Source organism: Rhodobacter sp., assembly GCA_020637515.1.
Taxonomy (GTDB): Bacteria; Pseudomonadota; Alphaproteobacteria; order Rhodobacterales; family Rhodobacteraceae; genus Pararhodobacter.
Map to the genome: position 1 here is coordinate 153,472 of JACKKG010000002.1, position 13,513 is coordinate 166,984.

The 13,513-nt window shown below is 69.1% G+C and carries 12 protein-coding genes; 6 read left to right on the forward strand and 6 right to left on the reverse strand.

Annotation, left to right across the window (positions count from 1 at the left end):
- Positions 1–36: 36 nt before the first annotated feature.
- A complete protein-coding gene (locus H6900_16815) occupies positions 37–903 on the reverse strand; it encodes a DMT family transporter (protein MCC0074940.1) in 867 nt (288 codons plus the stop codon).
- Between the two features lie 151 nt (positions 904–1,054).
- Here H6900_16815 and H6900_16820 point away from each other — a divergent pair, with 151 nt between their 5' ends.
- Positions 1,055–1,906 (forward strand): DMT family transporter, encoded by an 852-nt coding sequence (locus tag H6900_16820; protein ID MCC0074941.1) that lies wholly within the window; start codon positions 1,055–1,057, stop codon positions 1,904–1,906.
- A 15-nt stretch (positions 1,907–1,921) separates the two neighbouring features.
- On the opposite strand, the gene H6900_16825 is transcribed toward H6900_16820, so the two are convergent.
- Both H6900_16825 and H6900_16830 read right to left on the reverse strand, forming a co-directional pair.
- A complete protein-coding gene (locus tag H6900_16825) occupies positions 1,922–3,046 on the reverse strand; it encodes a 3-dehydroquinate synthase (GenBank protein MCC0074942.1) in 1,125 nt (374 codons plus the stop codon).
- Positions 3,047–3,061: 15 nt separating this feature from the next.
- The gene (locus H6900_16830; GenBank protein MCC0074943.1) at positions 3,062–3,628 is read right to left on the reverse strand and encodes a shikimate kinase; all 567 of its coding nucleotides are present in this window, start codon (positions 3,626–3,628) and stop codon (positions 3,062–3,064) included.
- Between the two features lie 128 nt (positions 3,629–3,756).
- Here H6900_16830 and H6900_16835 point away from each other — a divergent pair, with 128 nt between their 5' ends.
- The 3 genes from H6900_16835 to H6900_16845 are packed head-to-tail and all read left to right on the forward strand — an operon-like array spanning position 3,757 to position 6,445.
- The gene (locus H6900_16835; GenBank protein MCC0074944.1) at positions 3,757–3,921 is read left to right on the forward strand and encodes a hypothetical protein; all 165 of its coding nucleotides are present in this window, start codon (positions 3,757–3,759) and stop codon (positions 3,919–3,921) included.
- Entirely contained in the window at positions 3,921–5,510 is a 1,590-nt protein-coding gene (locus H6900_16840; GenBank protein ID MCC0074945.1) for a hypothetical protein, read from the forward strand. Before H6900_16835 ends, H6900_16840 begins: the two co-directional genes overlap by 1 nt.
- Positions 5,510–6,445 (forward strand): tyrosine recombinase, encoded by a 936-nt coding sequence (locus tag H6900_16845; protein ID MCC0074946.1) that lies wholly within the window; start codon positions 5,510–5,512, stop codon positions 6,443–6,445. The genes H6900_16840 and H6900_16845 overlap by 1 nt, the downstream gene beginning before the upstream one ends.
- Positions 6,446–6,451: 6 nt before the next feature.
- Here H6900_16845 and H6900_16850 read toward each other — a convergent pair whose 3' ends face one another.
- The gene (locus H6900_16850; protein ID MCC0074947.1) at positions 6,452–8,125 is read right to left on the reverse strand and encodes a chloride channel protein; all 1,674 of its coding nucleotides are present in this window, start codon (positions 8,123–8,125) and stop codon (positions 6,452–6,454) included.
- 148 nt (positions 8,126–8,273) lie between these two features.
- Positions 8,274–9,995, reverse strand: a complete 1,722-nt coding sequence (locus tag H6900_16855) for a chloride channel protein (GenBank protein ID MCC0074948.1) — start codon at positions 9,993–9,995, stop codon at positions 8,274–8,276.
- Between the two features lie 239 nt (positions 9,996–10,234).
- On the opposite strand from H6900_16855, the gene H6900_16860 reads away from it, so the two are divergent.
- Positions 10,235–10,795: a hypothetical protein gene (locus tag H6900_16860; GenBank protein ID MCC0074949.1), complete on the forward strand. Its 561-nt coding sequence runs from the start codon at positions 10,235–10,237 to the stop codon at positions 10,793–10,795.
- A gap of 72 nt (positions 10,796–10,867) precedes the next feature.
- Complete coding sequence (locus tag H6900_16865) at positions 10,868–12,247, forward strand: FAD-binding protein (protein ID MCC0074950.1); 1,380 nt, start codon at positions 10,868–10,870, stop codon at positions 12,245–12,247.
- Between the two features lie 65 nt (positions 12,248–12,312).
- On the opposite strand, the gene H6900_16870 is transcribed toward H6900_16865, so the two are convergent.
- The coding region (locus H6900_16870; GenBank protein MCC0074951.1) for a trimethylamine methyltransferase family protein at positions 12,313–13,513 on the reverse strand (1,201 nt) is incomplete at its 5' end.

Sequence of the window (13,513 nt, forward strand, 5' to 3'; positions counted from 1 at the left end):
GCGATAAAAGGGCGCGGGCGCCGGTTACCGCCACCGTTAGCGCCGCTTCACCGCGATCTCGCGCATCAGCGTATAAAGCCCGGCCAGAACCACCAGTGCAGCGCCGGCCAGCATCCATCCATCGGGGCGTTCGCCAAAGACCAGCACCCCCAGCAGCATGGCAAAGACCAGCCGCGCATAGCGAAACGGCGTGGTCGCCGCGATCGAGCCGGTGCGCGTCGCCATCACCAGTGCCGCATAGGCCAGAACCCCGAATACCGTCGCGCCCAGCAGCATCAGCCATTCCAGCGCGTCGGGCGCGACCAGCCCCTCGCCGCGCAGCGCCAGCAGCAGCAGGCCGCTGGGAAACAGCGCCAGAAACCCCCAGAACGACAATTGCAGGGACGCCACCCCGGGCGGCACCTTGCGCGTGGCGATGTCGCGCGCGCTGAGAACGAAGACCGCAGCCAGCGGGATCAGCGCCAGTTGGTCGAAACCGCCGGCCCCAGGGCGCAGGATCATCAGCACACCCACCAGCCCGACGACGATCGCGCTCCAGCGTCGCCAGCCGACGGGCTCGCCCAGAAACACCGCCGCGCCCAGCGTCACGGTCAGGGGCATCGCCTGCAGGATCGACGACACGACGCTGAGGGGCACCAGCGCCACACCCAGGATCATGCACGTCGCAGCAAAGACCTCGGCCAGGTTGCGCACCAGGACGGCCCCGCGCACGGCCTGCCGGCTCACCAGGGGCAGGCGGCGGCGACGCAGCATCAGGCCAAAGACCAACGCGCCGCCAAAACCGATGGTCAACGAGATCTCGCCCGCGGGAATCCGCTGCGCGAGGGTCTTGATCAGCGCGTCCTGCAACGCGAATCCCCCCATCGACAGGACCATCATCAAAGGGCCTTGCAGGCGATTCATGGCGGTGGTCCTTGGATCATGGGGCGCGCGAACGGGCGAAACGGGCTTGACCCTGCCACGCGCGCGCGGTTCAGTCGAGGCGATAATTCACAGGTTCACCACCAGGAGGTCCTTTTTGCAGCGCCGCTCCCTCGATACTGCCGGCTTCTGGATGATGCTCGGCCTCGCCGTGCTGTTCAGCGTGAACAACGTGCTGATCAAGCTGGGAAATGGCGGCTTGCAGCCGGCTTTCTTCGCGGGTGCGCGCTCGGCCGTGGCGCTGGTGGCGCTCAGCGGCTGGATGGTCTGGCGCGGGATCTCGTTCCGCCCCGATCTGTGGCGCGAGGGGCTGATGGCCGGGCTGCTCTTTTCGTCCGAGTTCCTGTTTCTCTTCGTCGCGCTCGATCACACCAGCGTCGTGCACGCCTCGTCGATCTTCTACGCCATGCCGATCTGGCTGGCGCTGGCGGCGCATTTCCTGTTCCCCGGCGAACGGCTGACCCCCGTGCGCCTGCTGGGCTTCCTGCTGGGTTTTGCCGGCGTCGTCCTGTCGCTGACCGGGCGCGGCGGCGGCACCGGCGGCGACGGCGGGCTTTTGGGCGACCTGGCGGCGCTGGTCGCCGGCATGTCCTGGGCCGGCATCGTCGTCGTCTCGCGCAAGACCCGCTTCGGCCAGAGCGCGGCGGAAACGCAGATCTTCTGGCAGGTCGTGATCTCGGCACCCCTGCTCTGCGCGCTGTCGCCGCTGTTCGGCCTGCCACTGGTGCGCGACTTCGACGCGCTTCAGGCGGTGCTGCTGCTGGTTCAGGGGGTGGGGGTGGTGACCGTCGGCTTCGTGCTGTGGTTCTGGCTGATCGGCCGCTACCAGGCGGGCACCGTCGCCAGCTTCAGCTTCCTCACGCCGGTGCTCAGCGCGCTGCTCGGCTGGCTCCTTCTGGGCGAGGCGGTCGGCACGACCACGCCTGTCGCGCTGGCCTTGCTGATCGGCGGCCTTGTCCTCATCAACCGCCGCCCCCGCGCCTGAGGCCGGCACCCTGGGCTAGGCTGCGCCCAACGCCTCGTCCAGCAGCGCCGCGAGGGCATCGCGCGGCACGTTCGAGGTGACGAAACTCTCGCCGATGCCCCGGGCCAGGATGAACCGCATCCGGCCGTCCTGAACCTTCTTGTCCTGCGCCATCAGCGCGATCAGCGCCTCGCGCCCCGGCAGATCGCCCGGGATGTCCCGCAACCGCCGCGTCATGCCCATCGTGGCCAGATGCGCGGCGACGCGCTCGGGGGCCTCCTGCGCGCACAGGCCCAGCCGCGCCGACAGGTCGAACGCCAGCAGGCAGCCGATCGCCACCCCCTCGCCATGCAGCAGCCGATCACTGTAGCCGGTGGCGTTTTCCAAAGCATGGCCAAAGGTGTGCCCGAGGTTCAGCAGCGCGCGTTCGCCCTGCTCGGTCTCGTCCCGCTCGACGATCCCGGCCTTCATCGCCACCGCGTGGCGCACGGCCTCTTGCCGCAGCGCCTTGTCGCCGCGGGCCAGCGCCGGGCCATGCGTTTCCAGCCATTCGAAATAGCGCGCATCGCCCAGCAGCCCGTATTTCACCACCTCGCCGTAGCCCGCCAGGAAATCGCGCGCCGGCAGCGTGTCCAGCGCGTCGATATCGGCCAGCACCAGGCTGGGTTGGTGAAACGCGCCGACAAGGTTCTTGCCCTGTCGCGTGTTGATCCCGGTCTTGCCTCCCACCGAACTGTCCACCTGCGCCAACAGACTGGTCGGAATCTGCACGAAGCGCACGCCGCGGCGCATCACCGCCGCGGCGAATCCCACCAGATCGCCGATCACGCCGCCGCCCAGCGCAACCACCATGTCGCTGCGCTCGATCCTGGATTCCAGCAGCCATTCGACCGTGCGTTCGAAATGGGACCAGCTTTTGGTCCCCTCGCCGGGAGGCAACACCAGCGCCTCGGCGGCGAGGCCGGCCTCGGCCAGCGCGGCGCGCAGCGGCGCAAGGTGCAGCGCGCCGACCGTTTCCTCGGTCACGATCGCCACCCGCTTGCGGCGCAGCAGCGGCGCGATCTCGGCCCCGGCGCGGGCGATAAGCCCCTGGCCCACGCGCACCTCATAGGACCGCTCGCCCAATCGGACGGGCACGGTATCGACGGCGGGGGCGGTCATGGCGGGTCTCCGGGGTCAGGTCAGGGTCAGCACATCGGCGCGCGAGGCCAGCGCCTCGATCACTTTTTGCGACGTGGTTTCAATGGCATAATCGGCTGTCGTCAGCACGGTCAGGTCGGCTTGCGCGTAGGCCGGCTCGCGCGCCTGCATCAGTTCGGCCAGGGTGCGCCGGGGATCGGCCGTGCGCAGCAGCGGGCGCGAATCCTTTCGCCGCACGCGCTGCCACAGCGTTTCGATATCCGCCTTCAGCCAGACCGACACCCCGTCGCGCGAGATCCGCGCGCGCGTCTCGGCCCTGAGGAATGCGCCGCCCCCGACCGACAGCACGCAGGGCGTGCCATCCAGCAGGCGGGCGATGACCTGGGCCTCCTTGTCGCGAAAGAAGGCCTCGCCGTCGCGGGCAAAGATCTCGGCGATGGTGGCATTGGCGGCGCGCTCGATCTCGGCGTCGGAATCGAGGAACGGCACCCCCAGATCCGTCGCCAGCGCCTTGCCGACCGCGGATTTTCCGGCCCCCATCATCCCTACCATGACCACCGTCTTTTTCAGCGTCGCACGCATGACCCCGTCCCGGACCCGCATCACAAGCGGGCGATTTTTCGCTTTGTGTCCCTGAATGGCGTGATCTCGCGCCGAGTTCCAGTTATAAAACGCGTGAACGGGTGGCGTGCATGCCCGAACGAGGACCAAGAGCGAAGGATACGACCCCCATGTCCCGATACGACGACGGCCCCGGCGTGATCGGCTACCTGCTGCGCCTGGTGCTGCTCCTGGTGCTGCTGGGTGGCGTGGGGTTCCTGGCCTTCGCCTATTTCGGCGACCTCAGCCGCCAACCCGAACCGCGCAGCCTGCCGGTCGAATTGCCGCAGGGCTGATGCCGATGGCGCGCCTGGGCACCCTGGTCGATTCGGCTTGCGCCCTGGTGGCGGTGGCGCTGCTCTGCGCGCCCGGCATGGGCCTGGCGCAAAGCGGATCGCCGCTGTCCGCCATCGACTGGCTGCGCCAGTCCGGCAGCGCGCCGCAACCCGGCGCCTATCCGGTGACGCCGCCCAACGCGGGCGCCGACGCGGGCGCGATCTCGGTGCGCGCGCTCGACGCCCTGCGGCCCGAGGCCGTCGGCCTTTATCCCGCCGCCCGTGTCGGCCTGCCCGAGGCGATCTGGGGCCCCACCCCCGCCGGGACGCTGGCCGACCTGATCCTGGACCTGCCCACCGACATGCTGCCGGCGCTGCGCGACCTCAGCCTGCGCCTGCTGCTGGCCGAATTCACCGCGCCGCTGCCCACCGCGGGCGCGCTCAGCGCCTCGCCCGATTTCCTGTTGGCGCGGATCGACAAGCTGGTGGAATTCGGTGCGCTCGACCAGGCGGCGGCGCTGCTCGACACGCTGGATTCGCCCGAGCCCGTGCTCAGGCTCAGGCGGTTCGACATCGGCCTGCTTCTGGGCGACGAACACGCGGCCTGCCCGCCCGTCCTGCGCCCCGAACCTCCGATCGGTGACGACGCGGCGCTGGTGTTCTGCCTATCGCGTGCGGGCGAATGGGATGCCGCCGACGCGCGCCTGGTGGCGGCGACCGAAAGCGGCCGCATCGCCCCCTATCTGGCCGACCTGCTGGCGCAGTTCCTCAACGACGAGGACAGTCTGCCCGGCGCGGTCACCTTGCTTCCTCCGCCGGCGGGCACGCCCGAGCCGCTGACCTGGCGCCTGCGCGAGGCGACGGGCGACGCGATCCCGACCCTGGGCCTGCCGGTGGCCTATGCCCATGCCGACCTGCGCGGCACCATCGGCTGGCGCGCGCAGATCGAAAGCGCCGAACGCCTGGTGCGGGCCGGCGCGCTGCCCCCCAACCGCCTGCTGGGGTTGTATACCGAACGGCGGGCGGCGGCGTCGGGCGGGATCTGGGAACGGGTCAGCGCGGTTCAGGCGCTGGACACGGCCCTGCGCGCGAACGACGCCGAGGCCGCAGGCCGCGCACTGGTCGCCGCCTGGCCGCTGATCCAGGCCGGCGAGCTCGAGGTCGCCGCCGCCGACCTGTTCGGGCGCGCCCTGGGGCAGATGGCCCTGCCGCCCGACGCGCGCGCGATCGCCTTTCGCATGGGGCTGCTGACCAACGATTACGAGCTTGTGGCGCTGGGTCTCGACCCCGGGCGCGCCAGCCCTGAGGACGCCTTTCTGGCGGCCCTTGCGCGCGGGACGGACCCGGCGCGCGCGGGCGAAATGCCGGGCGAGTTGGCCGAGGCCGTCGCGCTGGCCTTTGGCCCCGAACCACCCCTTCCCGATGGCCTGGCCGACCGTCTGGCCCAGGGCCGCCTGGGCGAAGAAATCCTGCGCACGCTGGCCGATCTGGGCGGGCCCGGCGACCCGCGCCTGCTGGCGCAGGGGCTGGCCGCGCTCAGGGCAATGGGGCTCGAGGATGCGGCGCGGCAGGTGGCGCTGCAAAGCCTGCTGCTGGAGCGGCGCGGCTGATGCCGGGGGCCGGCGACTCGCGATGGATCTCGGCCTTTCTCGAGGCGATCGCCGCCGAAAAGGGCGCCGCGCGCAACACGCTTCTGGCCTATGGGCGCGATCTGGGCCATGCCTCGGACTGGCTGGCGGATCGCGGCCGCACGCTGGAAACCGCGACACAGGACGATCTCGAATCCTACCTGGTCGCGCTGGATGCCGAGGGCATGGCCCGGGCGACCCGGGCGCGACGGCTGTCGTCCCTGAAGCAATTCTACCGCTTCGCCCATGACGAGGGCACGCGCGCCGACAACCCGGCGCTGCGCATTGACGGGCCGGGTCGGGCCCGGCGTCTGCCCGGAACCCTGACCGAGTCCGAAGTGTCGCGGCTGCTGGACTGCGCGCGCGACCATGGCGCGGACCCCGCCACCCGCGCCCGCAACGCCTGCCTGTTCGAACTGCTTTATGCCGCCGGGCTCAGGGTCAGCGAACTGGTCGGCCTGCCCCATGCGGCACTGCGCGGCGCGCCCGAAATGCTGATGGTGCGCGGCAAGGGCGGCAAGGACCGCATGGTGCCGCTGTCCGATCCCGCGCGCACCGCCGCCGCCGTCTGGCTGACGCATCGCGACGCGGCCGAGGCCGCGCTTCGCGCCAGAGGCGGCGCCGCGTCGAAATTCCTGTTCCCCGCGCGCGGCGCCGAGGGGCACATGACCCGCGTTCGCTTTCACGGCCTGGTCAAAGAGGTCGCGGCCCGCGCCGGTCTGGACCCCGAGCGCGTCAGCCCGCATGTGCTGCGCCACGCCTTTGCCACGCATCTTCTGGCCGGCGGTGCGGATCTCAGGGTGATCCAGACCCTGCTGGGGCACGCGGACCTGGGCACGACCGAAATTTATACCCACGTTCTGGACGACCGCCTGCGCGCGCTGGTGATGGATCACCACCCGCTCGCCCGTGACTAGGCGCGGTTACGAGTGTTCCTCGGCTGCCGTCGCGGCCAGCGCCTGGTTGAAGGCTTTCAGCGCGTCCACGTGGCTCAGGCTGCCGATCGGCACCGGCGTGCCCTCGGGCCCGGCGACGGTGACCGCCAACAAGGTCGCGCCCCGGTCCTCGAACAGGCGCAGGGCCGACTTGAGCCGGGCGCCGGAATCCAGCGACAGGCCTTGCGCGACCATCTCGGCCAAGGCGGCAAGGTCGGGCGTGCCGGGCGTGCCCGGCCGGTGGGTGACATGCGCGATGCCGACCATTTGCAGCAGATATTCCTGCGGCCCCTCGGCGATGCGCACATCGCGCCGCGCCAGTTGCGACAGAAAGAACGAGCGTTTCACAAAGCGGCTGGCAACCGCCGTCGCGGTCGAGATCGCCGCCATCACCGCGATCGCGGTCTGCCAGTCGCCGGTCAGTTCGAAGACGATCAGCGTGGTCGAAACCGGCGCCCCCAGCACCGAAGCCGCCACCGCGCCCAGCCCGGCCAGGGCATAGGTCGTGGCGCTGCCGGAAAAGCTGGGGATCAGGTCGGTGGCGATCAGGCCAAAGGCCAGCCCCGTCAGCGACCCCACCACCAGCGCCGGCGAGAAGATGCCACCCCCCATGCGCCCGCCCAGCGTGATCGACACCGCCGCCACCTTGGCCACGGCAATGCCCACGGCTGCCGCCAGCGTCAACTGCCCGGTCAGGGCCCAGGTCGTCACCTCGTAGCCGATACCGATCACCGCCGGCGAGACGAGGGACAGCACCCCGACCAGCAGCCCCGCCACCGCCGGGCGCAGCCAGCGCGGCAGTCCGGTGCGGGCCTGCACGGCGTCGCCGATGTCCTCGACCCAGAAGATCGCGACCATCATCACCACCGCCACGACACCGCTGACCAGCCCCAGGATCAGAAACGCCGGCAATTCCCAATAGAAGGCCAGCATGGTGTTGACCGGCAAGGTGAACTCGGCCACGTCCCCGAACTGAAGCCGGTTCACCACCGTGCCCATGACCGAGGCAATGGCGATCGGCGCGAAGGCGTGCAGCGCATAGTGGCGCAGCACCACCTCCATCGCAAAGATCGTGCCGGCGATGGGCGCATTGAACGACGCCGACACCGCCCCCGCCACCGCGCAGCCCAGCAGGTCGCGCCCGGTGATGCCGTCCGCGTCGATACGGCTGGCAACCCAGGTCCAGATCGTTGCCGCCAGGTGCACGACCGGCCCCTCGCGCCCCGACGATCCCCCCGTGCCCAGCGTGATCAGCGACGCCGCCGCCGAGGCCACCCCCTCGCGGATCTCGACCCGGCCATTGCGCAGCGCCGCGCCCTCGATCACGTCGGCGACCGCGCGCACCCGGCCGTCGGGGGTGAACCGGTGCAGGATCAGTCCGACCGCCAGCCCCCCCAGCGCGGGCGGCCACACCAGGTGATACCAGGGCAGCGTGGCCGCGAAACTGTGCAGATGCGCGACGTCCTGGGTGTTGTAGATCACGCGTTGCAGACGCTCGATCCCCAGCCGGAACAGCAGCGCGGCAAGCCCCGCCAGGCCGCCGATCATCAGCGCGATGAACCAGAACCGCGCCTGCGCCGGACCACTGTGGCGCAGCGTGCGCCAGGTCTGGCGCAGGGTCGGGCGATGGGGCCAGGCGGACTCGGTCAGGGGCAACTTCATCGCCGGAAGTGGCCCCCAGGGCTGGCAAGACGCACGAATGACCGAACCATGACCCCAACCCTGCACCGGCCCGGATCCACGCTCCGGGGTTTTCACTGCCAGTTAGAAGCGACGCCCGGCGATTCGTCCAGCCCGGCGCCGCAGACGGTCAGGTGCGATAGTCGCGCAACACCGAGGCCGCGATGGCATCGCGCGTCAGAACGCCGATGACGTTCTCGGGGCGCGGGATCGCCTTGGCCGGCAACACCAGCAGCGCGGCGTGATCGCGGTCGGCCATGCGGGTCATGGCGTGTTGCAGAAAGCTCGACTCCTGCGCGTAGCCGACGGGCGCGATGATCGGACCGTGGCGTTTGGTCGGGTCCTCGGGGTGGACGCGCACGATGCCGACGACATTGCGCCCCTCGGTAACCACGGCATAGACGCGCTCGGGGCCCAGATCGGTATCGACCTGCCCGCTGTCGCCCAGTTCGCTGCGTTCCAGCACTGCGACCACGGGCTGCATCAGTTCCCGGATGATGCGGATCGAGAAGCTGTGCGACCGGCTTTCGCGGGGAATGTGGTGGCCGCGGCGGGTCAACTTGGTGGTGTAGATGTCGTCCTCGGACAGTTTGCGCCGCATTCCCAGCGCGCAGACCACGGCGATGATCGCGGCGACGGTGATCGTGTAATCGCCCGTCATCTCGAAGATCATCATGATCGAGGTCAGCGCAGCCCCGGTCGAGGCCCCGACAATCGCCGCCATGCCGATCACCGCGAAGGTCACCGTGTGAAAACCCAGGTGCGGAAAGGCCAGGTCCAGCAACCCGCCGAACGCCCCGCCCAGCGCCGCGCCCAGGAACAGCGACGGCGAGAACACCCCGCCCGACGCCCCGGCGCTGAGCGACACCGACGTCGCCAGCAGTTTCAGCGCGAACAGCAGCAGCAGGAAGCCGGGCGCGGCGAGTTGGCCGGTCAGGATCGACTCGATCGTGGCATAGCCGACGCTTTCGGTGTGATACTGCCCCGTGGTCTGCAACAAGACGTAGAACAGCACGCCCAGCCCCAGCATCCCGATGACGTTCTTGACGTAGGGGTTCAGCTTCCAGCTGTCGAACAGGTCCTCGGTCCGGTAGAGGACCTTGACGAACAGCCATGCCGCCAGGCCAGCGATGAAGCCGAAGATCACGTAAAGCGGCAGCATGTCCACGCTGAGCGGCACGAACAGATCGGGGCGCTGGTGCGCGGCCAATTGAAAGGCCGGCTCCATGCCGAAGGCCAGGCGCCCGACATAGGTTGCGGTGCCGGTGGCCATGACCACGGGCAGCATGGTGCGCGCGCTGAATTCGGGCAGCATCAGTTCGACGGCGAACATCACCGCGCCCAGCGGTGTATTGAAGGTGGCGGCGATACCGGCGCCCGCGCCGGCGGCGACCATCGTGATGACCTGCCAGCGCCGCAGACGAAAGGCGCGCCCCAGCACCGACCCGATCCCCGAGCCGATCTGGATGATCGGCCCCTCGCGCCCGACCGAGGCGCCCGACCCGATCGACAGCGCCGAGGCCAGCGATTTCACCATCACCACCGGCCAGCGGATATGGCCGCCACGGTAATAGATCGCGTCCATCACCTCGGGAACACCGTGGCCCTTGGCCTCGGGGGCAAAGTTGCGCACCAGCCACAGCACGATCACCCCGCCCACCACCGGCGCCAGGATCACCAGCGGCCCATAGGGCGAAGGCGGCGTGGGAATATTGGCGTCGTAACTGAACGAGAAGATCCCCAGGAAGAAGAAGTTGTGAATGACCGAGATCAGATAGCGCAGAAGGATCGCGCCGATGCCGGTCACGACGCCGATGATGACCGCGATCAGGCTCAGTGCGATGACGGACACGCGCCGCTGGTCGTCGTCCGGACCGTGCAACAGGGCGTCGGCGTCTTTGGTCGTGCTATCGGTCATCGGCAGAGTCCGGCAATTGTCGTTTTCGGCGGTAAGGGCTATGGTCCCGTCAGGCTGGCCGCCGACCGCCCCGGACATCATGCCTTTCAGCTACGCCTTTGCGGCCGAAGATGCAAAGGGTCTGACGGACGGGCGCCCCCCGCGGCCCAGGAAACCGGAACCGGAGAGAGCACATGAAGACCCCGCAATCCCTGCGCCTGAAGCGCCCGCGTCGGGTTCAGATCTTGTCGGCGGGGGTGTTTTTGCTGGCGGGCGTCGTCTATTTCGGCACGCTGCACGCCATGGATGGCCGGGCCGAGGCCTATTTCCGCCAGTTGCGCCAAAGCGATCCGGCGCTCTATCTGACGCAGGTGCGCGAGGCGCAGGGCTTCGATACGTTCCTCACCGAATACCGCATCCTGAACAACTACGAGGATTTCCACCAGGCCCCGCCGAATTTCCTGGTCGGCCGCTGGACCCTGCGCCCCGAACCGATTCGCCTGAGCCCGGGCACCGCGCCCTCCGAATGCAGCGACCCGGTGACGCTGGATTACGGTCTGTTCCTGCAACTGGAAACCGGCGGTGTCGCGTTGCCGGTCAGCTACCGGATCGAGGGCAAGACCGTTGAAATGCGCATCGCTCCCGACAGCGTGGTGCCGATCGAGCTGGTCAGCTATGGTGCGCAGCTCGATCATATCGCCTTTACCGCGCCGGGGCGTGACGCGGTATCCTATGGCTATCTCTGCGGCCGCTGAGCGACGCGACCGGCTGGCGCGCGGAACCGCTGCGCGCTAGGCTTCCCCGACAGACACTTGGGGGGCACCGACATGACCACGACCGCCGACGACGCCTTTGCCGCGCTTGGCACGCTTCTGGGCGAACGCCTGAATCGCTCGCAATCCGATCGTGATCTGCATGGGCGGTCCGAAAGCCATTTCAACGACATGCCCCCCGATGCCGTGGTCTATCCCGAAACCACCGACGAGGTGGCCGCGATCGTGCGGATCTGCGCCGCCGCCGGCCTGCCGCTGATCGGCTGGGGCGCCGGGACCTCGCTCGAAGGGCACGCGCTGGCGCCCCGGGGCGGCGTTACCGTGGATTTCAACCGCATGAATCGCGTGCTCGACATCGCCCCCGAGGACATGGTGGTCACAGTCCAGCCCGGGGTCACGCGCGAACAGCTCAACACCGAACTGCGGTCCACGGGCCTGTTCTTTCCCATCGACCCCGGTGCGAACGCCTCGCTCGGGGGGATGACCTCGACCCGGGCGTCGGGCACGACCGCGGTGCGCTACGGCACGATGCGCGCGAACGTGCTGGCGCTCGAGGTGGTGCTGGCCGACGGCCGCGTCATCCGCACCGGCACGCGGGCGCCGAAATCTTCGACCGGGTATGACCTGACGGCGCTGTTCGTCGGCGCCGAGGGCACGCTGGGCCTGATTACCGAGGTCACGCTGAAGCTGCATGGCCAGCCCGAGGCCGTGCGCGCCGCGGTCTGCGCCTTTGACAGCATGGCGGGCGCGGTGGACGCGGTGATCGCGACGATCCAGTCGGGCATTCCCATGGCGCGGATCGAATTCGTCGATGCCGCCGCCGCCGCCGCCTTCAACCGCGCGGCCAGCACCGGCTGGCCGAACGCCCCGCACCTGATGGTCGAATTCCACGGATCGACCCAGGGGGTCGAGGAACAGGTGCAGCGCTTTGCCGAGATCGCCACCGAATTCGGCGCGCAGGATTTCCGTTGGGCGGCCAAGGCCGAGGAACGCACGGCCCTGTGGGCCATGCGGCACAACGCCTATCGTTTTACCTTGCAGGCGTTCCCGGGATCGGACCCGGTGACGACCGACATCTGCGTGCCGATCTCGCGCCTGGCCGAGGCGGTCGAGGAAACCGCGGCCGAGATCGCCGCTTCGGGCATTCCCGGGCCGATCGTCGGACATGTGGGTGACGGCAATTTCCACGCGCTGCTCTTGCCGCGCGCGGGCGACGCGGCGGAATGGGCGACGGCCCAGCGGCTGGCCGGGAACATGGCCGAACGCGCGCTCAGGCTGGGGGGCACCGTGTCGGGCGAACACGGCATCGGCCTGGGAAAAACCAAATACATGCGCAAGGAACACGGCGACGGCTGGGACGTCATGGGCGCGATCAAGGCCGCGCTGGACCCGGACGGGCTGATGAACCCCGGCAAGCTGCTGCCCGGGAACTGACACGCGAACGGGGGGCCAGAGCCCCCCGTTCCAGTGCCTCGCGGTGTGCCGTGACCGCCCGCGCGTCAGCCGAAGGCGTCGGGCTCGGACGCCTTGCGCTGGGCGACATAGGCGGCAAGCGCCTCGTTGATGGCCGGGTCCAGCGCCGGCGCCTGATAGTCGCGCAGCAGCTTCTTCACCCGCACATCGGCCAGCGTCGCGCTGTCGCGCGCGCCTTCCTCTTCCCAGGTTTCGAAGGGTTTGTAATCCAGCACATCCGTCCGCCAGAAGGCGGTCTTGAAATTCGCCTGGGTATGCGCGCAGCCCAGATAATGGCCGCCCGGGCCGACCTCGCGGATCGCCTCCATCGCCTGGCCGTTGTCATCCATCGAGATGCCCTTGGCCAGGTGGTGCAGCGTGCCCAGTTGGTCGGCGTCCAGCACGAATTTCTCGTAGGACGACACCAGCCCGCCCTCGAGCCAGCCGCAGGCGTGCAGCATGAAGTTCACGCCCGCCAGCAACGCCATGTTCAACGAGTTCGCGGTCTCGTATGCGGCCTGCGCGTCGGGCAGTTTCGAGCCGCAGAACGACCCGCCCGAGCGGTAGGGCAGCCCCATGCGCCGCGCCAGCTGGCCCGCGCCATAGGTGATGTGCGCCGCTTCCGGCGTGCCAAAGGTCGGCGCGCCCGAGTTCATGTCGATCGAGGTGACGAAGGCCCCGAAGATCACCGGCGCGCCCTTGCGGATCAACTGGCTGTAGGCGACGCCGGCCAGAACCTCGGCCAGCACCTGGGTCAGCGTGCCCGCGACCGTGACCGGCGCCATCGCACCGCCGACGATGAAGGGCGAGATGATCGCCGCCTGGTTGTGGCGCGCATAGACCTCCAGCGCGCCCATCATCGTGCTGTCGAAGGTCAGCGGCGAGTTGATGTTGATGAGCGAGGTCATGACGGTGTTCTGTTCGACGAAATCGTCGCCGAACAGGATCTTCGACATCTTGACCGAATCCTCGGCCCGCACGGGTTCCGTGACCGATCCCATATAGGGTTTGTCGGACAGGGTCATGTGCGCCATCAGCATGTCCAGGTGGCGCTTGTTCACCGCGATGTCCGTCGGCTCGCACACCGTCCCGCCCGAGTGGTGCAGCCACTTGGACATGTAGCCCAGCTTCACGAAGTTGCGGAAGTCCTCCATCGTGGCATAGCGGCGGCCGCCCTCGTTGTCGCGCACGAAGGGCGGGCCGTAGACTGGCGCCAGCACCAGACCCTTGCCACCGATCTCGACGTTG

Coding starts and splice junctions, on each gene's coding strand:
- H6900_16815 (MCC0074940.1), bottom strand. CDS start 903: ATGAATCGCCTGCAAGGCCCTTTGATGATGGTCCTGTCGATGGGGGGA.
- H6900_16865 (MCC0074950.1), top strand. CDS start 10,868: ATGACCACGACCGCCGACGACGCCTTTGCCGCGCTTGGCACGCTTCTG.
- H6900_16835 (MCC0074944.1), top strand. CDS start 3,757: ATGTCCCGATACGACGACGGCCCCGGCGTGATCGGCTACCTGCTGCGC.
- H6900_16845 (MCC0074946.1), top strand. CDS start 5,510: ATGCCGGGGGCCGGCGACTCGCGATGGATCTCGGCCTTTCTCGAGGCG.
- H6900_16820 (MCC0074941.1), top strand. CDS start 1,055: ATGATGCTCGGCCTCGCCGTGCTGTTCAGCGTGAACAACGTGCTGATC.
- H6900_16850 (MCC0074947.1), bottom strand. CDS start 8,125: ATGAAGTTGCCCCTGACCGAGTCCGCCTGGCCCCATCGCCCGACCCTG.
- H6900_16840 (MCC0074945.1), top strand. CDS start 3,921: ATGCCGATGGCGCGCCTGGGCACCCTGGTCGATTCGGCTTGCGCCCTG.
- H6900_16830 (MCC0074943.1), bottom strand. CDS start 3,628: ATGCGGGTCCGGGACGGGGTCATGCGTGCGACGCTGAAAAAGACGGTG.
- H6900_16825 (MCC0074942.1), bottom strand. CDS start 3,046: ATGACCGCCCCCGCCGTCGATACCGTGCCCGTCCGATTGGGCGAGCGG.
- H6900_16860 (MCC0074949.1), top strand. CDS start 10,235: ATGAAGACCCCGCAATCCCTGCGCCTGAAGCGCCCGCGTCGGGTTCAG.